The sequence below is a fragment of the Paenibacillus faecis genome, from assembly GCF_008084145.1.
Classification (GTDB): Bacteria; Bacillota; Bacilli; order Paenibacillales; family Paenibacillaceae; genus Fontibacillus; species Fontibacillus faecis.
This window is the reverse complement of sequence record NZ_VSDO01000002.1, coordinates 1,131,039-1,150,321: the sequence shown is the minus strand read 5'-3', so window position 1 is coordinate 1,150,321 and position 19,283 is coordinate 1,131,039. Positions and strand designations below refer to the sequence as shown.

Annotated in this window: 19 protein-coding genes; 2 read left to right on the top strand and 17 right to left on the bottom strand. The window is 53.7% G+C overall.

What is annotated here, in order from left to right:
• Positions 1–151 precede the first annotated feature (151 nt).
• Positions 152–691 (top strand): 1,2-dihydroxy-3-keto-5-methylthiopentene dioxygenase, encoded by a 540-nt coding sequence (locus FRY98_RS13160; RefSeq protein WP_148452414.1) that lies wholly within the window; start codon positions 152–154, stop codon positions 689–691.
• Positions 692–759: 68 nt separating this feature from the next.
• On the opposite strand, the gene FRY98_RS13155 is transcribed toward FRY98_RS13160, so the two are convergent.
• From FRY98_RS13155 to FRY98_RS13135, 5 genes are all read right to left on the bottom strand, one after another.
• On the bottom strand, positions 760–1,182 hold the full coding sequence (locus FRY98_RS13155; protein WP_148452412.1) for a FixH family protein: 423 nt from the start codon (positions 1,180–1,182) through the stop codon (positions 760–762).
• Positions 1,183–1,220: 38 nt separating this feature from the next.
• Entirely contained in the window at positions 1,221–2,015 is a 795-nt protein-coding gene (locus tag FRY98_RS13150; protein ID WP_148452410.1) for an HAD family hydrolase, read from the bottom strand.
• A 60-nt stretch (positions 2,016–2,075) separates the two neighbouring features.
• Positions 2,076–2,609 (bottom strand): hypothetical protein, encoded by a 534-nt coding sequence (locus FRY98_RS13145; RefSeq protein ID WP_148452407.1) that lies wholly within the window; start codon positions 2,607–2,609, stop codon positions 2,076–2,078.
• 52 nt (positions 2,610–2,661) lie between these two features.
• Positions 2,662–2,835 (bottom strand): DUF896 domain-containing protein, encoded by a 174-nt coding sequence (locus tag FRY98_RS13140; RefSeq protein ID WP_148452401.1) that lies wholly within the window; start codon positions 2,833–2,835, stop codon positions 2,662–2,664.
• A gap of 200 nt (positions 2,836–3,035) precedes the next feature.
• Complete coding sequence (locus FRY98_RS13135) at positions 3,036–3,395, bottom strand: LysM peptidoglycan-binding domain-containing protein (protein WP_148452399.1); 360 nt, start codon at positions 3,393–3,395, stop codon at positions 3,036–3,038.
• A gap of 185 nt (positions 3,396–3,580) precedes the next feature.
• On the opposite strand from FRY98_RS13135, the gene lexA reads away from it, so the two are divergent.
• Positions 3,581–4,207, top strand: coding sequence for a transcriptional repressor LexA (gene lexA, locus FRY98_RS13130; protein ID WP_148452396.1), 627 nt, complete (start codon positions 3,581–3,583; stop codon positions 4,205–4,207).
• Between the two features lie 864 nt (positions 4,208–5,071).
• Here the strand turns inward: lexA and glnA are convergent.
• The 12 genes from glnA to mutL form a co-directional block, all read right to left on the bottom strand.
• Positions 5,072–6,400 (bottom strand): type I glutamate--ammonia ligase, encoded by a 1,329-nt coding sequence (gene glnA, locus FRY98_RS13125; protein ID WP_148452394.1) that lies wholly within the window; start codon positions 6,398–6,400, stop codon positions 5,072–5,074.
• A gap of 18 nt (positions 6,401–6,418) precedes the next feature.
• Positions 6,419–6,829: a MerR family transcriptional regulator gene (locus tag FRY98_RS13120; RefSeq protein ID WP_148452392.1), complete on the bottom strand. Its 411-nt coding sequence runs from the start codon at positions 6,827–6,829 to the stop codon at positions 6,419–6,421.
• Between the two features lie 110 nt (positions 6,830–6,939).
• Positions 6,940–8,193 carry a methionine gamma-lyase family protein gene (locus FRY98_RS13115; RefSeq protein ID WP_148452390.1) on the bottom strand — a complete coding sequence of 418 codons (1,254 nt, stop codon included), beginning with the start codon at positions 8,191–8,193 and terminating at the stop codon, positions 6,940–6,942.
• 29 nt (positions 8,194–8,222) lie between these two features.
• Complete coding sequence (gene hflX, locus FRY98_RS13110) at positions 8,223–9,536, bottom strand: GTPase HflX (RefSeq protein ID WP_148452388.1); 1,314 nt, start codon at positions 9,534–9,536, stop codon at positions 8,223–8,225.
• A gap of 13 nt (positions 9,537–9,549) precedes the next feature.
• Entirely contained in the window at positions 9,550–10,527 is a 978-nt protein-coding gene (locus FRY98_RS13105; RefSeq protein ID WP_148452386.1) for an AAA family ATPase, read from the bottom strand.
• 168 nt (positions 10,528–10,695) lie between these two features.
• Complete coding sequence (locus FRY98_RS13100) at positions 10,696–11,370, bottom strand: YdcF family protein (RefSeq protein ID WP_225038435.1); 675 nt, start codon at positions 11,368–11,370, stop codon at positions 10,696–10,698.
• Positions 11,357–11,932 carry a ribonuclease FAU-1 family protein gene (locus tag FRY98_RS13095; RefSeq protein WP_148452384.1) on the bottom strand — a complete coding sequence of 192 codons (576 nt, stop codon included), beginning with the start codon at positions 11,930–11,932 and terminating at the stop codon, positions 11,357–11,359. The genes FRY98_RS13100 and FRY98_RS13095 overlap by 14 nt, the downstream gene beginning before the upstream one ends.
• A 138-nt stretch (positions 11,933–12,070) precedes the next feature.
• The gene (locus FRY98_RS13090; RefSeq protein WP_148452382.1) at positions 12,071–14,740 is read right to left on the bottom strand and encodes a transglycosylase domain-containing protein; all 2,670 of its coding nucleotides are present in this window, start codon (positions 14,738–14,740) and stop codon (positions 12,071–12,073) included.
• A gap of 156 nt (positions 14,741–14,896) precedes the next feature.
• Positions 14,897–15,136: an RNA chaperone Hfq gene (gene hfq, locus FRY98_RS13085; protein WP_148452380.1), complete on the bottom strand. Its 240-nt coding sequence runs from the start codon at positions 15,134–15,136 to the stop codon at positions 14,897–14,899.
• Between the two features lie 25 nt (positions 15,137–15,161).
• The gene (gene miaA, locus FRY98_RS13080; RefSeq protein WP_148452378.1) at positions 15,162–16,136 is read right to left on the bottom strand and encodes a tRNA (adenosine(37)-N6)-dimethylallyltransferase MiaA; all 975 of its coding nucleotides are present in this window, start codon (positions 16,134–16,136) and stop codon (positions 15,162–15,164) included.
• On the bottom strand, positions 16,123–16,905 hold the full coding sequence (locus FRY98_RS13075) for a class I SAM-dependent methyltransferase (protein ID WP_148452376.1): 783 nt from the start codon (positions 16,903–16,905) through the stop codon (positions 16,123–16,125). The genes miaA and FRY98_RS13075 overlap by 14 nt, the downstream gene beginning before the upstream one ends.
• 17 nt (positions 16,906–16,922) lie before the next feature.
• Entirely contained in the window at positions 16,923–18,962 is a 2,040-nt protein-coding gene (gene mutL / locus FRY98_RS13070; RefSeq protein WP_148452373.1) for a DNA mismatch repair endonuclease MutL, read from the bottom strand.
• Positions 18,963–19,283 lie beyond the last annotated feature (321 nt).

The window sequence follows — 19,283 nt, the reverse complement described above, 5'->3', positions numbered from 1 at the left end:
GATTAAAGCGTCTAAGGAAAGGGAGATCATAAAATTGCTAACCCGCGCCCTCCCTTGATCAATCCAGCTTTTTAGATGAAAAGAAAAGGTCGACAACGGCGGCTCGATCAGCTATAATTCAATCAAACTCAACAGAAAGCGGGGTAATCCTATGGCCGAAATAAGAATAAGAAAAACGAACGAAATTATTTCCGGTGAAGAAAAAGTTCGTGATTTCCTCAACAAATATGAAGTAATCTACGAACATTGGGATACCGAAAAACTCCCTCATGAACTGCGTGAGAACTTCTCGCTGACCGACGAGCAAAAGGCGGCCGTCCTGGAAGCCTACCAGTCCGAAATTCAAGATCTCGCCGCACGCCGTGGTTACCGTACCTGGGATGTGATCACCCTCTCGGAAGCGACGCCGAACATCGAAGAGCTGTTGGCCAAATTCGAACAGATTCATACTCATTCGGAAGACGAGATCCGGGCCATCGTATCCGGGGCAGGTACGTTCATTATCAAGGGAGACGAGCAGACCGGTTACTTTGATGTCAATCTGGTCCCGGGCGATTTGATTTCCGTACCGGAAAATACGCCTCACTTCTTTACACTGACCGATGAACGTAAAGTAGTGGCCGTCCGTCTCTTTGTCGAGGAAGACGGATGGATCGCTCACCCTTATGAAGACCCTGCCTTTCAAAAGTAAGTCGAGCGCTTGACAAAAACGCAAACAAGGCTGCTTCCGTCATGGAAGCAGCCTGTTTTTATAGCGGACTATTTTACCGTAAATTCCTTCGATGGCATGGAATGCTGATCCCGAGCGGTCACATGGGAAATGACATGGTATGTACCCGGTTCTTCGAATGTCTTCTCCAATACGTACATCCCTTCGCCCGAGCCGGCAACGACTTCCTTGTTGTGTTCATCCTCCGGCGAGCTGTCTTTCCAGTATTCAAACATAACCTCTTTGGCATCGTCCACGTTCTCACCTTGATGGGTGACCTTGGCTTCGAACTTGACCGGCTCCCCTGCGGCCACTTCAGCGGGACTTATCTGAAGCTCCACTTTAATCGGTTCAAGCGCATCGGCATCGGCCGCCGCATGATGGTCCGTCCCCTTCGACTTGCCGCATCCGCTTAATAACACCGCAAACAGCAGGGTCAAAGTGATGATCCAAACACCATTCCTTTTGTTCATGGCGCTTTCCTCCCTACACTCGATTCTTTTCAAAAACCTCAAGCGTATTTCGCGATGATGTCATGCAGTTCCGCCAAATGTTTAATTTCGTAGTCCGGCACAATTTCGTCGGTCCGGCTGCGTCCATGCCGGTTCACCCAAACCGTGACCATCCCCACGCTCAGTCCGCCGCAGATGTCGGTCGTCAGTTTGTCGCCGACCATCAAGCTTTCCTGCGGCTCCACGCCCAGCAGTTCCAGGGCGTGGCGGAAAATCGCCGGATCGGGCTTTCCTTTCCCGAAGGATCCGGAAATGATAACTTCATCAAAGTAAGGCGACAGTTCCGGCACACCGTCAAGCTTTTCCTGCTGAAGGGCAGGACAACCGTTGGTTAGCAGAAGCAGTTTCACCTTGCCCTTCAATTCGTCGAGAATGCGGAAGGTCTCTTCATACACATGAGGGCGGGAACGTCGTTCCTTGCCGAACTGCGCGGCCAATTCCCCGGCGAGCGCCTCGTTCTCCACACCGAGCCCCTTTAGGCCGCGGCGCCAGGACTCCTTTTGGTAGACGGGAGCGAGTTGTTCCAGCTGGCGGAATTCCGGCTGCTCCCCCGCCGAGAAGGTCGCCCACAATCCCTCAAACGGATTGATCCCGATCATTTTGGTGAACGGAAAGGTTTCATAGGATTCGTACAATGCTCTGGCTTCCTTGCGGACCGATTCCTCCAGGGCTTCGGGATCAATCCCCGCCGCTTCACCCGCTTTTAGGCAGGTCGCTTCAAACGCTTCTTTAATACTGCGCTCATCCCACAACAAGGTGTCATCCAAATCAAAACATACCGCTTTAATGGACATATCTTCACACGCTCCCCCAAAATTGTGAAAAACCGATGTTATATTTATCTACGCTATCCCCTATTCCTTCTCAAAGGACACATGATGCAGTTTGGCATACTGCTCCAAACGTTCCCCCATCGCCTCTGTATCAAAACGGTTGCGCATACGGTAAAACACCCAATTGACGTCTTTGCTTTTCGGGATAATCGTGATTTTCCCGCGGCCCACCTTAATTTTACTGATGTTGTTAGCTTCCAACGCGCGGTCTCTGTTGAATTTGGACGTATACAGCCAGCCTTTATGAATCCGCAAATAAGGCTTTCTGAGAAAAATCGTCAACGCCAAGATCAGATAAAGAACAATGGTGACCCAGAACAACATCGAGTTGACTTCCGAAGCGTTGCCGATCAGCCCCACGACCGCATAAAGGAGAGCCAGCAAAACCAGAACTCCCGGAAGCAGGATATTTCTTCCTCTAAACACCTCGCCTTCCCCTTTGGGCCCTAACGAATACCGGGGATCCTGCCCTCCGCCGCCGATCCGGCTAGGCCCCTTCCCTTTCTTGTTCATACGAACCCGATTGCGTTCAACCTTCCTGTCAAATGAAGCCATGAACTTTCCTCCTACACCTATTGTTTATGTAAGCCAGGCCTTGCGGCCGGCATTATTTATCCACGATTTCAATCGATTCCAGCTGTTGGCGGAAATTGTTCCGGATGTTCTGCAAATAAGTTTCCCGGAGCTGTGCCCGTTCCAGCTTTTCATCCTCCGTCAGACCTTCCGTCTTGTTTTTGCGGGCCAATTCATTGATTCGCTTTACCAATGTATCTATATCCACTTTATTTCCTCCTGTCTGGTCATCCTTATTCTTAAGGCAACAATTCTTACTTTGACATGAGAAAAAGAGCTTGTCAAGGCGGCGGCCCTTAATCCAAGCTCTTTCAGTTTCTTCATATATATAGTCATCTATAGTCACCAAAACAGGACTTATATATAAACAAGGTTAGAAAGCCGTTAAACAAGCCACGCCTATCGGAATCAATCCGGGATAACGAGCATGTCCCCAGGATGAATATCGCTCACGGCTAATCCGTTCGCCCGCTTAATAGCCTCTACATACACACGAGTATCCTTCCCCCGCGGCTTATGAGCAACCGCAATCTCCCATAGCGTGTCTCCCGGCGTAACAATGACGGTTTCCTTGACATGAGAATCCCCGTCTTTGGCAGCGGCAAAAGCGGAAACCACTCCCGTACCGGTCATCGTCAACAAAATCAGTAGAAACACAATCTTCATCATGCGCCGGGTCCATTCCACCGAAGAAAAACCGAAGGCATCCCTCCAAGAGCGGGGAACCGGCTTATTATAAATACTTTGGTATGTAGTATATCTTGGCATATCGATCACTCCCAAACAAATGTTCTTGTTTTCTGATATCAATATAACACGAACACTTGTTTGATTCAATAGTTTTTTAGAACAATTGTTCGTATTTAATAGACATCTTTAGAACTTATGTTTGTACGAACGGTAGTTCTATGTTATAATTTTTCCAAACGTTACTAATGGGGTTGATGATCGTTATGTCCAAGGTTTCCAGCCGACAACAGGCTATTTTGGAATTTATACGCAACGAAGTTCGAATGAAGGGTTACCCTCCTTCGGTACGCGAGATCGGCGAAGCGGTCGGACTTGCCTCCAGCTCTACCGTACACGGGCATCTGGACCGTTTGGAGAAGAAGGGATTTATCCGCCGGGATCCCACCAAACCGCGGGCCATCGAGCTGCTGGGACAAGAAGAATCCGATTCGCTCGGTATGTTCGCCCACAGCGTGACCCGGGTTCCGGTTGTCGGCAAGGTTACCGCCGGCATGCCGATTACGGCAACCGAGAATATTGAAGATTACTTCCCGTTACCTCAGCAATACTCCTCGGACGGTGAAATCTTCATGCTTTCCGTCGTCGGAGACAGTATGATTGAGGCGGGGATTCACAACGGGGATTATGTGATCGTTCGTAAGCAGCAGACGGCCAACAACGGCGATATTGTCGTGGCGATGACGGAAGATGACGAGGCGACGGTGAAGACTTTCTACAAAGAGAGAGACCATATCCGCCTACAACCCGAGAATTCGACGATGGAACCAATCCGGCTCAAGAATGTGGTTATTCTCGGCAAAGTCGTCGGATTATTCCGCGACCTGCACTAATTTATTCTAGATGGTATGATGAAGAGGCTCCCTTAGCCGGGGAGCCTTTTTTAGTGTTGGCTGGTTAGACCGTCGTCAAATCGTCTTGCGGTAAATACCGCTTCATGCCGGAACGTTCTTCCCGCCAGATCTTTTTCAGCCAAAGTCTGCGCCGGTGGTATTTTTTCAAAGCGAACACCATATCGCATCAGCTCCTTGGCGTTAGCATGCCCAAAAGCTTGATTTTCATCAGTCGCGAAGTTAAATACGATGCGAGATAACCCCCGTCATATCTGGTCCGCCAAATAAGCAATTAATAAACAAAATAACAACAAGGAACCGTTTAGCACGCGGACGGATTACGTTGTATTCAAACAACTCCTACGTTCGAAGTAACGAGTACACGACGACGACGTTAACATCAGCTGCCTATAAGTAAATCCAGTACACTCCCCTGCCTAGTGAACATTCCACCCCTTCCAACTTAAAAAAGATGCAAATCTGCAGGTATTTATGGCCGATACCCGAGGGAATGCGAAAAAAGATGCGAATCTGCATGTTTTTCTAGCGATTTTAGAGAAACGAGCCGGTTTCGTTCAAAATACCTGCAGAATCGCAGGAATTTTTAAATTTATGTTCCGAACAAGAAAAAAACATGCAGATATGCAGGAATTCTATGTTACCAAGGTTATCTGATGAGGGCACTAGATTTATATGTATGCTGATGTTTTTATTACGGGCTACAAAAATGCAAAGTCCGGCTGGCTTACGGGTGTGGCTGAACGGGGGGCAAAATAGGGGCAACCCCTAATCCTTACCGTCTCCCCGCCAAATGCTCCCTAACAAAAAATCCCCTGAAGCCTACGGCCCCAAGGGATTCCTCGATTAATATAATGTCATGTACTGATCGCGTTCCCATTGATGGACTTGCGTGCGGAACATGTCCCACTCGATTTCTTTCAGTTCATAGAAATGAGTCAAGGCATGGTCGCCGAGCGCCTCGGTAATGATCTCGCTGCGAATCAATTCGCCGAGCGCTTCCTTCAAGTCGGACGGCAGGCTTGGAATGCCTTCTTCCACGCGCTCTTCTTCGGACATCACATAGATGTTCCGGTCTACCGGATCCACGAGCGGCAGTTCGTTCTTGATGCCGTCGAGACCGGCCTTCAACATAACGGCCAGCGCCAGATACGGGTTAGCGGCAGGGTCCGGGTTCCGCACTTCGACACGGGTGCTGAGGCCGCGGGATGCCGGAATCCGGATCATCGGACTGCGGTTGCTGGAAGACCAAGCCACATAGCACGGCGCTTCATAGCCCGGAACCAGACGTTTATACGAGTTCACGGTCGGATTCGTGACGGCGGCAAAAGCGCGGGCATGCTTCAAGATCCCGGCCATGTAATGACGGGCTTCTTTGCTCAGGCCGAGCGTATCGCTCTCGTCGTAGAAAGCATTGACATCGCCTCTGAACAAGGATTGGTGACAGTGCATCCCGGAACCGTTCACGCCGAATAACGGCTTCGGCATAAAGGTCGCATGCAGGCCATGCTGACGCGCAATCGTCTTGACGACGAGCTTAAAGGTTTGAATTTGGTCCGCCGCCTTGATGGCGTCGGCATATTTAAAGTCGATTTCGTGCTGCCCCGGGGCCACCTCATGGTGAGAGGCTTCGATTTCAAAGCCCATTTCCTCCAGCGTCAAAACGATTTCGCGGCGGCAGTTCTCCCCGAGATCCGTAGGGGCCAAATCGAAATAACCGCCTTGGTCGTTCAATTCCATCGTTGGATTGCCCTTCTCGTCGGTTTTGAACAGGAAGAACTCCGGTTCCGGGCCGACGTTCATCGACGTATACCCCATCTCTTCGGCTTCCTTCAGCACGCGCTTCAGAATGCCGCGAGGATCCCCGGCGAACGGCGTGCCGTCAGGCATGTATACATCGCAAATCAAACGGGCTACGCGATCTTCGGCAACCCACGGGAAGATAACCCAAGTATCCAGGTCAGGGAAGAGATACATGTCCGATTCTTCAATCCGCACATAGCCTTCGATGGACGAACCGTCGAACATCATCTTGTTATCAAGCGCCTTCTCCAATTGGCTGACGGGAATTTCCACGTTCTTGATCGTTCCCAACAGGTCGGTAAATTGCAATCGGATAAAACGAACATTTTCTTCTTTGGCAATGCGTAAAATGTCTTCTTTTGAGTAACTCAAGATAACCTCTCCCTACGTTTATATTTTGAAAAAGCGGGACAGCTCCCCTTGGATCAAAGAAACCTGACCCGGTCTTTTCCCTGTGATGAGCTGCTGTTTCAACATACGATAAAGCTGTGAATCCGTCATTTCCTTTCGCTTCTCTTCCGTATCCTTCGTGATGATCGTTGCTTCACCGGAATCCTTGTTCATCGGATTCATGACCTGCTTGATCCCGGCAATGTTGACGCCTTTGTCGATCAAGCCTTTGATCTCAAGCAACCGCTCGACGTCATTGAAGGAGAATAACCGTTGATTCCCTGATGTCCGGGCGGGCACGATCAGTTGATGCTGTTCGTAATAACGAATTTGCCTAGCCGTTAAATCCGTTAGCTTCATAACGATACCGATCGGAAACAAGGCCATGTTTCTGCGAATTTCGTCACTCATCGCTCTCAACCTTCCAGTAAATTAATCATGGCTCTATTCTATGTCAACTATCCTAACATGTCAATAGGTATGTTAGAAATACTTACAGAGATATTTGGATGGCATGTCAACTATATGAGATTCCGCTCCAACATCGTCTGCAGTGCCGTTAGTAGACCGAATTTCACATGAGAGTAGGTCAAGCCGCCCTGCATATATGCGATATAGGGCTCGCGAATCGGAGCATCCGCCGAAAGTTCCAGACTTCCGCCCTGGATAAAGGTTCCCGCCGCCATGATGACCGGGTGCTCGTACCCCGGCATATCCCACGCTTCGGGAACGACGTGACCATCCACGGCCGCGGCGCGTTGGATCCCTTGTACAAAGGCGATCAGCTGCTCCGGACCGCTGAAGGCGATGGCTTGAATCAGATCGGTCCGTTTGGCGTTCCAGCCGGGCCGGCTTTCAAAGCCGGCCTGTTCGAATACCGCCGCCGCCAGGACGCTGCCTTTCAAGGCTTGTCCAACCGTGGTGGGAGCGAGAAACAGCCCTTGATAGATCCCCCGGGTCGTTCCCAGCATCGCGCCCACCTCGGCGCCGATTCCCGGCGCCGTCAGACGGTAAGCCGCCCGCTGTACCAGCTCGGCTCGTCCGCAAATATATCCGCCCGTTTCGGCCAGTCCACCCCCCGGATTTTTGATCAGTGAACCCGCGATCAGATCCGCCCCAACCTGGGTCGGTTCCACTTCCTCGGTAAACTCGCCGTAGCAGTTGTCCACAAAGACGAGACAGTCCGGCTTCAGCTCTTTTACCTTACTGACCATTTCGCCGATCTGCTCAACCGTAAAAGAGTCTCTCCAGTCATACCCGCGGGAACGCTGAATACCGATAACTTTGGTCCTGTCGTTCACCTTGGCGGCGACGGCCTGCCAATCGACCGATCCGTCGGCCAGAAGAGCAGCTTCATCGTAACGGATCCCGAAATCCTGCAAGGAGCCCGTCCCATCCCCCGGTTTGCCGATGACCTTGTGCAGCGTATCGTAAGGACGGCCGGTGATATAAAGCAGCTCATCTCCCGGCCTCAGCATCCCGAACAGCGCGGTCGCGATCGTATGCGTTCCCGACGCAAAATGCGGGCGTACCAGCGCCGCCTCGGCCCCGAACACTTCCGCGTAGACAAGGTCCAGCACCTCGCGCCCCCGGTCGTTATAAGCGTACCCGGTCGAACCGGAAAAATGAAAATCGCTCACTTGATATTTCTGGAACGCTTCGATAACCTTCCACTGATTGCGATCGACGATCCGGTCAATCTCCCGGTATTTTAACTCAACCCGTTGCTCTGCCGCTTCAATCCATTGAACTATTTTTTCCGCGAATACCGCCATGATGACTTTACCTCTCCCCTTAAGTTACTTTACCTCTCATTTATCGGACACTCATGTGCCGGGATGGTGTAAGGAGCGAGAAGATAACCGTATTTAAGAAAATCCTCCTGATTCACATTCACCGAGTAAACCATGTCCTCTTGCTCGCACTGCTGCGCGATCACGTCTCCGATTTTGTACACAATGGGAGTAAGATCGCCGCGGGAAGCGGGAATGCGGAAAGAACGCATTCCCCCGGAGAGGAATTGCTGGACCGACTCCCGGATTCGGTCCATGTCGCTCTCCTTCAAGGCGCTGATTTTCAGCGCATCCTTCACGGCCGGCAGCATCTCCAATTGCTCCGGCTCGCATAAGTCAATTTTGTTGTACAGGACGAGCCGAGGCTTGTTCCCGGCTCCCAACTCCTCCAAAATCCGGTCCACCACCGCCATTTGCTCCAACCGCGCCGCGGATGAGGCGTCCACCACATGCAAAATCAGATCGGCTTCATTCGCTTCTTCCAATGTCGCGCGGAAAGCGGCGACCAGATCATGCGGAAGATGTTGAATAAAACCGACCGTATCCGTTAGGACGACCTCCTTGCCGCTCGGGAGCTTCATCACCCGCGAGGTCGGGTCCAAGGTGGCGAACAGCCGGTTCTCCACCAGCACATCGGCGTCGGTCAAAGCGCGGAGGAGCGTCGATTTGCCCGCGTTGGTATAACCTACCAGCGCCAATTGAACGACGCCGTTCTCCTGCCTCCGCGTCCGATGCAATTTGCGGTGCCGCGTCACTTCCGCAAGCTGTCGCTTCAACTCGCCGATCCTCCGGCGGATATGGCGCCGGTCGGTCTCCAGCTTGCTCTCGCCCGGCCCCCGCGTGCCGATACCGCCGCCCAGGCGCGACAAATTTCTGCCGTGCCCGGAAAGGCGCGGCAGCAAATACGTCAGTTGGGCGAGCTCCACCTGAATGATCCCTTCGCGCGTTTTGGCGCGTTGGGCAAAAATATCGAGGATCAGCTGGGTCCGGTCAATGATTTTGACATCCAGCATCTCCTCGAGATTGCGCACCTGCGCGCCGGAAAGCTCCTGATCGAAAATCGCCGTATTGGCCTGATGTTCCTGCAAAAGCCCGCGCAGCTCCAATACTTTCCCCTTGCCGAGGAAGAAACGCGGGTCCGGCTTCTCCCGGTGCTGCACCAACCGTTCCTTCACCTCTACCCCCGCGGTATCGGCAAGCTGTACGAGCTCCTCCAGTGAATAGTCCGGATCGGTACCTTCCCCCTTCGTCCGCTGCGTAATCAGGCTGACCACAATGGCCCGGTCAGGCATCAGAGTCAGTGTGTCATAAGGTGTCTTTGTCATCGTCTACGGCTCCTTATTTCTTATCCAGCTTTAAATCCTCCGTGCGAATGGTCATCAGCTCCAACTTGCCCGGCGAACCGCTGGTATATTGACTGAGCAAACGCACGGCCTGCTGGCGGATCGAACGCTCTATGATATTGCGCACATGCCTGGCGTTGCTGAACAAATGCTCGCTCTCGCATTTTTCGCGCAGCAAATGCTGCTGTAATTTGAGTATCGCCTGCGGCATCAAAATATAGTCGCGCTCCTTGACCATCCCCTCGGCGATTTGGATCAATTGATCGATCGTGTAGTCCGGGAAATCAAGCTGGATCGGAAAGCGCGAAGGCAGACCCGGATTCGTGGCCAGGAAAAAATCCATCTCCTCAGAATATCCGGCCAAAATCAAAATAAACTGATTCTTCTGGTCCTCCATCGCCTTGACCAGCGTGTCGATCGCTTCCTTGCCGAAATCCTTCTCGCCGCCGCGAGCCAGGCTGTAAGCTTCGTCGATAAACAGAATCCCGCCGAGCGCTTTCTTGACCAAGTCCCGCGTTTTCTGCGCGGTGTGGCCGATATATTCCCCTACGAGATCCGCGCGTTCCACCTCGATCAGATGCCCTTTGCTCAGAACGCCCATCTTCTGGAACATCTTCGCGACGATCCGGGCTACGGTCGTCTTTCCGGTTCCCGGGTTCCCTTTAAATACCATATGGTAGACCTGGGCTCCGGATAATAACCCCGCTTCGGAACGCATGGCCGCAATTTGCAGCAATGCAAAGATTTCATACATCAATTCCTTGACATGCTCGAGCCCGACCAATCCGTTCATTTCCTTTTGCAAGTCGGCAAAAAGACCTTGGTGGGGTAAACTTTTGGTTCCGGCCGCAGCCTCGCTTTCCCCGGAGCTTTGGGAGACGACCGGAGGCTCCGCGCTACGGAGAATGACATTGATTTGTCTCGAAGGTCTTTCCTCGGAAGAACCGCTTCTCGCCATTACACGCCCTGACATGTATGGATCACCTCTTATTGGAGTTGTTCAAATCCGTACAAACGCGAATCTTTTTGACGAATGAACAAGCGTTATCGCCGGGAGACGGCAAACTCTTCTTAAATGTATTCTCTCTCCCGCTCCGTTATTAGAAGTTTTACATTTCCATTTCCATTTCCAATTTCAGTTTCATTTCCAGCCAAGGACGAGCAGCAGCTGATCCAGCTTCCACTTGGTGTAGGCCAGCACTTCGCGCAGCGTCGTTTGGGCCGGCTTTAACACCTTCGTTTCGGTCAACGACAATCCCGGATTGCTGTAATTCAAAGTTTCGGCGATTTCCAGCGCACGGTTGCCGTGATACGTATGCGTAAGAATAACCGCGGAAGCGTAGCCCTTTTCTTTCATTAACTCCTGGCTGAACTTCAGATTTTCGTAAGTGCTCGTCGCCTCATTCTCCAGGATCATATCCGACCGGGGAACGCCGTTCGCTTCCAAATAATTGGCCATCCCCTCGGCCTCGGTGTAGGGATAATCCGGACGATCCAGTCCCCCCGTCAAAATAAACACGCGAAACTTGCCGGCCTTATAATCGCTTAACGCAAGCTCCAAACGTTCCCTGAGCCCGGGGCTGGGCGACTCTCCCCACATCGACGCGCCCAGCACGATGCCGACATCCGCCGGTTCCCCATACGCGCGGTTGGCCGCCGGATTTCGTTCCGCACTGCCGATCTCGGCCAAACAATACAGCACCCAGCAGATCCCAGCCGCAACGCATACCGAAAACAGCCATATCCAGAGCTTCCGTTTTCGCCTTTTCCCCGTCCCCGTGCCGATCCCCGTCATATAACCGTTATACCGTGTCATGGTTCCCTCCCGGCCGCAGGACGTCGTTCAGGACGAAACCGGTGCGATAATGCTCAAGCGACATGGAGAAATACGGAAAGCGATGCTCCCGAATCGCGTGCAGCACCTCGCGGGCCGTCTCCATCGCCATGTCGTAATCGCGCACGGTGATATACCCCCGGGTCAACGCGTCGTCCAACTCATCCTCATCCAATAGAAAGACTTCACCGTTCTTTAATACGACGATATCCAAGTACAGGTCATCAAACCAGGGTACGCCCTGATCCGTCACCCCCTGGATTTTGCACACATCGATATACCATTCCACGATTTCGCCCTGATCGTCAAACATGGCCGTCACCACGTAATGCGCGCCCTTCGGATAATACTGCAGCCAAGTGTATCCTTTATCGGCGATCCGAAACGTGTGACCTCCATACGTCTTCCAGAGCGGATCCTTCAAATCGTAAATGCTGTACATCGTGACATAACCGGTAAACTTCTCGCTGCTCACATACCTGGATTTGAACTGCCGCTGCGTCACACGGCGCCAATTCGCGCGGTCTCCGAATTTTCGCTTCATAAGTAAGATCCCTTTCAACACAATGTACATTCAGCTTATCACATTTAAAAGTCAGGCTCAAAAATGAAATTTTAAAATAATACGTAAAAAAGGCTGGCCCTTCAGCAAATTTCGCTGAAAGTCCAGCCTAATCCAAAGTTACAGCCCGGTGTTCGTACCCGCGTTACCCGTCGGGTCGACAGTAATCCCTTCCGTCGAATGGCCTCCGCCTTCATCCGGCGAAAAGCCCGGATCGACCGATCCGGAAGAGCCGTCCCCTGAACCGTCAGGTGTTGTTTCTCCCTGACCGTTATCGGAGCCACCCCCGCTATTGTTCCCGGAATGCCCTCCGTTACCGTTACCTTGACCATGACCATGACCGTTGTTACCGTTGCCGTTGTTTCCTGAGCCTTGGCCTCCGCCCCCGTTATTCCCGGCCGGAGGAAGGCCTTGGCCGGAGTTGCCTCCTTGATCGGGATTGGAGTTCCCGTTACCCGGATCCACCGATCCGTTGCCGGAACCGTCGCTTCCTCCCATGTCGCCCTGTCCGGGATCGAGATCATCCATCGGCGGCTCCTCGGCTTCGATCATGATCTGAGCAATATTTGATGGATCGCTCTCGACATTGTTGACCGCATCGTAGGCTTTTACGTAGTATTCGTAGCTGCCGCCTGCCGTTACCCCGATATCCTCCGCACCGGGAGCCGTCGCTTCCATATAGAGAGAAAAATCGGATTGCGAGGCTTCGCGGCGGTAAATCCGGTAGACCGCGCCCTCGGTGCTGACACCGGTCCAGTTTAGCGTAACAACCCCGGTCTCCGGACTATACGTCGCCGAGAGATTCGCAGGCTTCGTTACCGTCTCTTCTTCCTGTTTAGGCGGTTCTTCCTTTTTCAAATTTTTCGGAACCGGGAAATCCTTGACCGGTACGCCTTCGAGCGCCTCGCTCATCACCGCCGAGAACAACGCGGCCGCCTGACCGCTGCTGCCGTTCAGCAGGTGGTTTTTGTCCGGTTTATCGTATCCCATCCAGATTGCCGCCGTCCATTCCGGCGTGTAACCCACAAACCAGACGTCCCGGTTTTTGCTGCTTCGGAGGCCTTTGATCCCGTGCTGGGTCGTCCCCGTCTTACCCGCTACAGGCCGGTTCAGTCTGGCGCGTTTCCCCGTTCCGTCGTTAACGACATTTTGCAGCATTTGCGTCATATAGTAAGCCGTTTGCTCACTGAGCACCTTTTTGGCCTTCGCATCATGTCGGTATCTTTCCTTACCGTCATGATCCACGATCGATTTGATCGAGTAAGGCTCGTTGTATTGCCCGCCGTTGCCGAACACACTAAAAGCCCCCGCCATCTCCAGCGTATTCGTCCCATGGGTTAAACCGCCCAAGGCGATCGCCAGGTTGCGATCGTTCTTGTCCATCTTAATCCCCATCTCCTGGGCATACTTGACGCCGGTTCCTACCCCGACTTCGTTAAGGAGCCAGACGGCCGGAATATTCTCCGATTTCGTCAGGGCCGTCGTCATATCGATCGTTTTGGAGTATCCGTGCAAGTTCTTCGGACAGTAGTCCCCAAAGCACTGCTTCTCATTGCTGAGCAGTGAAGTTGGGGTGAACTTGCCGCTCTCCAGAGCCGGTGCGTAGGAAACGATCGGTTTAAACGAGGATCCCGGCTGACGCCGGCTGTCCAGACGGCTAAAGCCTTTCCGCTCATAGTCCCGTCCGCCGAGCAGCGCAACCAGACTGCCATTCTCATGGTTCATGATGACGATGGACCCCTGAACCTGCTGATCGTCCTTGCTCTTTTCGAAAAAGTCGTCGTTGGCGAACGCCTTCTCAACCGCTTTTTGCGCCTGGGCGTCCATCGTCGTATAAATTTTGTATCCACCGCGGTTCAACTGGTCTTCGGTAAGACCGAATTTTTCCTCGGCTTCTTTAATTACGTAATCTTTAAAGGCCTGATAGCTGTCATTTTTGGTCGGTGGCTGATAATTGTAATCCACAGCCTTGGCCTCATCCCGCTCTTCGGCGGAGATATAGCCTTCCTGGTACATTAAGTCAAGCACCACGGCGCGCCGCTGCTTCGACAATTCCGGGTTGCTGACCGGATTGTACTTGGACGGACCCTTAGGGATGGCCGCAAGGGTGGCTATTTCCCACAACTTTAAATCTTCCAGGTTGCTTTTGCCGAAATAGCGCTGGGAAGCGGCTTTAATGCCGTAGGCCCTTTGTCCGAAAAAGATCCGGTTGAGATAAAGCGTAATGATCTCATCTTTTGATTTATGCCGTTCCAAAGCCATTGCGATCGACATCTCCGTTGCTTTGCGGAAAAACGTCTTGTCGAAGTCCAGAAACATGTTTTTGGCGAGCTGCTGGGTAATCGTACTGCCGCCCTCTACGAGGGATCTGGCCATAACGTCCTTGACCGCCGCGCGACCGATGGACCAGAAGTCCACCCCGTTATGCTCATAAAACCGCTTATCCTCGGTAGCGATAAACGCTTTTTTGACCAAATCGGGAACTTTATCCACGGGTTCGCTCTTTTCGATGGACAACTCGCCCATCAGCTTGCCGGTACGGTCATAAACTTTCGACGTTTCATAGATGACCAGCTTGTCTCCGTTTTCCTTTAAGATCTTTTCACCGCTGACCGTGATGTACATAAAGCCTGCAGTCCCGCAGAATATGGCAAAGGCGATTGTGAAAAAAGCGGTCCAAAGCAAGCGTTTGGGCGTAATCTTCTTTTTCTTCTTGCCAGGTTTCTTCGTTTCCGATTTCGCAGAAGGTTTGCTGCTCCGTTCCAATCTGGAAGGTCTGTTGGTAGACATGGTTTTGACTCCCTTCTTCCCGTCTCATATCTCTCTGTATCATGGGACCCTTGCCGGTTTGGGCCCGGAAAGAAAAGAACAACCTATCTTCAGGTTGTTCCGCTTCATTTCCTATACCATTAAACGTGCTGCATTCAAAAAAGTTTCAATTCGGACTTATCCCTCATTCTGGGTATCCTGCATGAGCGATACATTCCGCTGAGGCTGGAACGTGGAGATCGCATGCTTGTACACCATTTGCTGACGGCCGTCGCTGTCGATGACGATGATATAGTTATCAAACGCTTTGATCGTCCCTCTGATCTGGAACCCGTTGATCAGGAAGACCGTAACCGGGATGCTCTCTTTACGCATTTGATTCAGACATGTATCCTGGATGTTAATGGACTTGTTCATTCGCCGTACCCCCAATAGGAATCAATTAGTGTTTAGAATTATATTCAAGATCAGCTGAAAACTTTCCTGCTATTATAGCATGTACGGCTGCAAAATTCGCGGAAAAATTTGTGCCGTCACCCACATCCACCCAAGATATGTCTTTCATATGGCGGAACCAGGAAAGCTGTCTTTTCGCGAACCGACGGGTATCCCGCTTCAGGTTGTCCACCGCGACGTCCAGCGGAACACCGTCCACAAGGTGCTCGGCGATCTCCTTATACCCGAGCCCCTGCATCGATACCAGCTCCGAAGTAAATCCCCGGTCCAGGAGACTTTGCACCTCATCGACCAGCCCCGAAGCCATCATTTCGTCAATACGCTGTTCAATACGGTTATAAAGCATTTGGCGGTCCATTGTCAAACCGACCAGGCAGAGCTCGTACGGTGATTGCCTGCTCTGGCGCGCCAAACTGGCCGATAACGGCTCTCCGGTCAGATGGTACACTTCCAGCGCGCGAATCACCCGGCGCACATCGTTCGGATGCAGCCTCCCCGCCGTTTCGGGGTCGATGGCCGCCAGTTTGGCGTGCAGGGCCTCGGGCCCCTGTTCATCGGCCAAACGCTGCTGTTCCGCACGAAACGCCTCATCCGCCCCCGCTTCCGTAAATTGGAATTCGTAGCAGACGGATTCGACATAGAGCCCCGTCCCCCCCACGATAAACGGCAGATGTCCTCGGCCATGAATCTGCGGGATAAGCGATCGGCATTCCTCTTGAAAGCGCGCCACGGAAAAAGCCTCGTCCGGTTCCAGCACATCGATCAAATGGTGAGGAACGCCGTCCATTTCCTCCGGACGGATTTTGGCCGTGCCGATATCCATCCCCCGGTACACCTGCATAGAATCTCCGGAAATGATTTCACAGGAGAACGCCTTGGCGATCTCGATGCTCAGTTTCGTTTTGCCGACGGCGGTCGGGCCGACCAGAACCAGCAGTTTGGGTTTATTATGACTTGTCAAGCGAAATCACTCCGTACGCAATTTTGGTATGGGAGCGGGATTGCGTTTCGAAACCGAGACGCTCGAATTCGCCGCTTCCTTTCTTCTCCTTCAGGACCACCGTCCTGCGGGCGATCCGGCATGCCTGCACAATAGCTTCGGCATCCAGGCTATCGTTGTTCGCATAGGCACGAAGCGGCGAAATCGCCGACGATTCCTGCACCGGATCGCGAAACATCGGGTCGAAGTAAACGACGTCCGCGCTTTTGTCGGGCAGCCCTCTCAGCACTTCAAGGTGCTCGGCCCGCTTGACCGTGATGCGGCGCAAAGCCTCGTCAAATTCTTTTACCCCGGATATGTAGTTGGCAAAACCTTCGTGCAGCAAACTCCATAACGGAAGCGAGTCCTCCAGTGCCAGGACGCTTCCCTCGGGTCCCGCGCCGAGGGCGAACACGGCCGCGTCCGCGCCAAGACCGGCCGTGCAGTCGATGATCGTATCGCCCGGGCGAACCCGGGCCGCCTCCAGCATCGGATCCCGCTCCCCTTTCAGCAGCCGTTTGGCCCGGACGAACGCCATACTGGGATGGAACATCATTTCTTCCTGTCCCGGCCGGTAAAGCCGCGCCCCGCCTTCCAGAATGACCAGGATGTCCTGATCGCCGTGACGGGCGGACAGCTTGGCAAGCGACGTCCGGTTCCGCGGAATATAAGGCGCCTCCGCCAGGGCGGCGAGAGCGGCAGCCCTGGACACCGCTTCGCGCGCGGGATGATCTCCTGTCGTAATGATCACAATTCTCGTTCCTCCGTTCACATCACCCGTTTAAACAATTTTTCCAAATCATAATTGGAAAAGGATACAATGATCGGCCGGCCGTGCGGGCAGGTGTACGGCTGCTTGCAGGCGGCCAGCCGCTGCAGCAGCGTATCCGCCTCTTCGGTCGTCAGCTTCTGGTTCGCCTTGATGGAAGCTTTACAGGAGACGAGGATGGAAGATTTCTCGCGCAGCTTGGCCAAATCGATGGCCCGTTCACTGAGCACCCATTCCGCCATCTCCCGGACGATTTCGGCTTCCTCTCCTCCCGGGAACCAGTACGGACAGGAGACGACCCGAAACGTTCCGCCTCCGAAATGCTCCAGAATCACGCCCGCCCGCTCGAACCACGAGAGACGTTCCTTCAGTTTCTCGCTTTCGGCAGGCGTAAATTCCAGCGTAATCGGAAGAAGCAGTTCTTGCGAAGCGTCGGCCGGATTGCCGAATTTCTCATAGTAATATTCGTAATTCACCCGCTCATGGGCGGCGTGCTGATCGATTAGATAGAGCCCTTGTTCATTCTGGGCGATCAGATAAGTGCCGTGATGCTGTCCGATCAGGGACAGCTCGGGAAACGCCGGCAGCTCGGGCGCGTGTTCCGGAGCGCCGTAGAGCGCCTCCGGCATCGCCGCGGCCGCAGGCCCGCCGGCCGGGGCGGTGCCTCGGACGCCGGGCTGGCCGGCGTCCGGGACCCGGCGCGGCGGCTCGGGCGGCGCCGCAGTGGCGCCGGCGCGCGCTTGTGCGGCGCCCGCGCTGCCGTAGGCCGGCGCCTGCTCGCGCAGCGCGGAGGCGCCGCCCGCGGCGAAGGCACCGCCCGGCTGCGGCGGCGCGCCGGCGCCCGTGCCGTTGCGCGAGCCCGCCTCGGGCGCGGCAGGGCTCGCCGCGTTCGCCGCCGGGCTCGCCGTGGCCCCGGCGGCGCTGCCTGCGCCGGCGTCCGCCGGGGCTGCGGCCGCTTCCCGCCGGGCCGCCGGGAAGTGAAACTGCTCCTGGATCACGGAGCCGGAGCCCGACTTCCCGAGCTGCTGCTTGACGACCTGAGGGATAAGGACTTGCTCGGACAGCACGGCGCGGATGCTCTCTTCCACGAACGCGTTCAACTCCGCTTCCTTGCTGAAACGTACCTCGAGCTTGGCGGGGTGCACGTTCACATCGACCAGGGAAGGGTGCATATCCAGCGAAATGACGACCAAAGGATAACGGTTGATCGGCAGCAGGGTATGATAGGCCCGCAGAATCGCTTGATGCAGCCCTTGATTGCGGATGAAGCGTCCATTGACGATCGTGGACATCGCGCTCCGGTTGGAGCGGGTCAGCTCCGGCAGCCCGATGAACCCGGAAATGCGGTAATCCAGGTTTTCGGCCGCGATCGGAATCATCGATTTCGACGTATTGATGCCGTAAATGGAAGCGATAACCTGCAAAAGATCCCCGCCGCCCTGGGTTTGCAGCAGGGTGTTCCCGTTGTGCTTGAGCGAAAAGGCGATCTCCGGATGCGCCAGCGCCTGACGGTACATCACGTCGGAGACGTGGCCGAGCTCCGTCTGGATCGTCTTCATATACTTCAGCCTTGCCGGGGTATTGTAAAATAATTCCCGAACCGTGATTTCCGTACCCTGGGGAGCGGCCGTATCCTCATTTTCTTTGAGCGTTCCGCCCTCGATCGCGATCACCCGGCCCAATCCGCTGTCGTTGCTGGAGGAAACCAGCCGGACCTTGGCGACCGCGGCGATACTCGGCAAGGCTTCTCCCCGGAAGCCCAGACTGCGGATTTGAAAAAGATCCCGCCCGGCCGTAATCTTGCTCGTGGCATGCCGGTAAAAAGCGGTTTCGCAGTCCTCGGGCTCGATCCCCGAGCCGTTATCCGTGACCCGGATCAGCTCAAGGCCCCCTTCTTCGACCTGCACCTCTATTTTGCTCGCGCCGGCGTCCACCGCGTTCTCCACCAACTCCTTGACGACCGATGACGGACGTTCGACCACTTCCCCCGCAGCGATCTGGTTCGCGATATGCTCGTCCAGTATAGTGATTTTTGCCACAGCTCGTCCCTCCCTTGCGCTGCTGCTCGATTTACCCGATATTTATCGCTCCCGATTAACGGGATGCACTTTTAGTGCCCCATCAGACATCCTTGATAACATAAAATTCCTGCATATGTGCATGTTTTTTTCCTGGATGGAACAATAATTTCAAAATACCTGCAGATCTGCAGCAATTTTCGGCGAAATCGACTCGGTTCTTCAAAATCGTCAGAAATTCCTGCAATTTTGCATCTTTTTTCGAATCCCCCTGGTGACCAGCCTAAAAAACCTGCAGATTTGCATCTTTTTGGTGTTGGAAGGGTCGGAAAATGCGCCAGG

Excerpts from the sequence above, each read along its gene's own strand:
- FRY98_RS13120 (WP_148452392.1), bottom strand. The coding sequence starts at position 6,829 with ATGAGTGACGAAATTCGCAGAAACATGGCCTTGTTTCCGATCGGTATC.
- FRY98_RS13135 (WP_148452399.1), bottom strand. The coding sequence starts at position 3,395 with ATGCCAAGATATACTACATACCAAAGTATTTATAATAAGCCGGTTCCC.
- FRY98_RS13150 (WP_148452410.1), bottom strand. The coding sequence starts at position 2,015 with ATGTCCATTAAAGCGGTATGTTTTGATTTGGATGACACCTTGTTGTGG.
- FRY98_RS13095 (WP_148452384.1), bottom strand. The coding sequence starts at position 11,932 with ATGAAGCGAAAATTCGGAGACCGCGCGAATTGGCGCCGTGTGACGCAG.
- lexA (WP_148452396.1), top strand. The coding sequence starts at position 3,581 with ATGTCCAAGGTTTCCAGCCGACAACAGGCTATTTTGGAATTTATACGC.
- FRY98_RS13100 (WP_225038435.1), bottom strand. The coding sequence starts at position 11,370 with ATGACACGGTATAACGGTTATATGACGGGGATCGGCACGGGGACGGGG.
- FRY98_RS13115 (WP_148452390.1), bottom strand. The coding sequence starts at position 8,193 with ATGGCGGTATTCGCGGAAAAAATAGTTCAATGGATTGAAGCGGCAGAG.
- hfq (WP_148452380.1), bottom strand. The coding sequence starts at position 15,136 with ATGAACAAGTCCATTAACATCCAGGATACATGTCTGAATCAAATGCGT.
- FRY98_RS13155 (WP_148452412.1), bottom strand. The coding sequence starts at position 1,182 with ATGAACAAAAGGAATGGTGTTTGGATCATCACTTTGACCCTGCTGTTT.
- FRY98_RS13145 (WP_148452407.1), bottom strand. The coding sequence starts at position 2,609 with ATGGCTTCATTTGACAGGAAGGTTGAACGCAATCGGGTTCGTATGAAC.
- FRY98_RS13105 (WP_148452386.1), bottom strand. The coding sequence starts at position 10,527 with ATGTCAGGGCGTGTAATGGCGAGAAGCGGTTCTTCCGAGGAAAGACCT.
- FRY98_RS13090 (WP_148452382.1), bottom strand. The coding sequence starts at position 14,740 with ATGTCTACCAACAGACCTTCCAGATTGGAACGGAGCAGCAAACCTTCT.
- FRY98_RS13160 (WP_148452414.1), top strand. The coding sequence starts at position 152 with ATGGCCGAAATAAGAATAAGAAAAACGAACGAAATTATTTCCGGTGAA.
- hflX (WP_148452388.1), bottom strand. The coding sequence starts at position 9,536 with ATGACAAAGACACCTTATGACACACTGACTCTGATGCCTGACCGGGCC.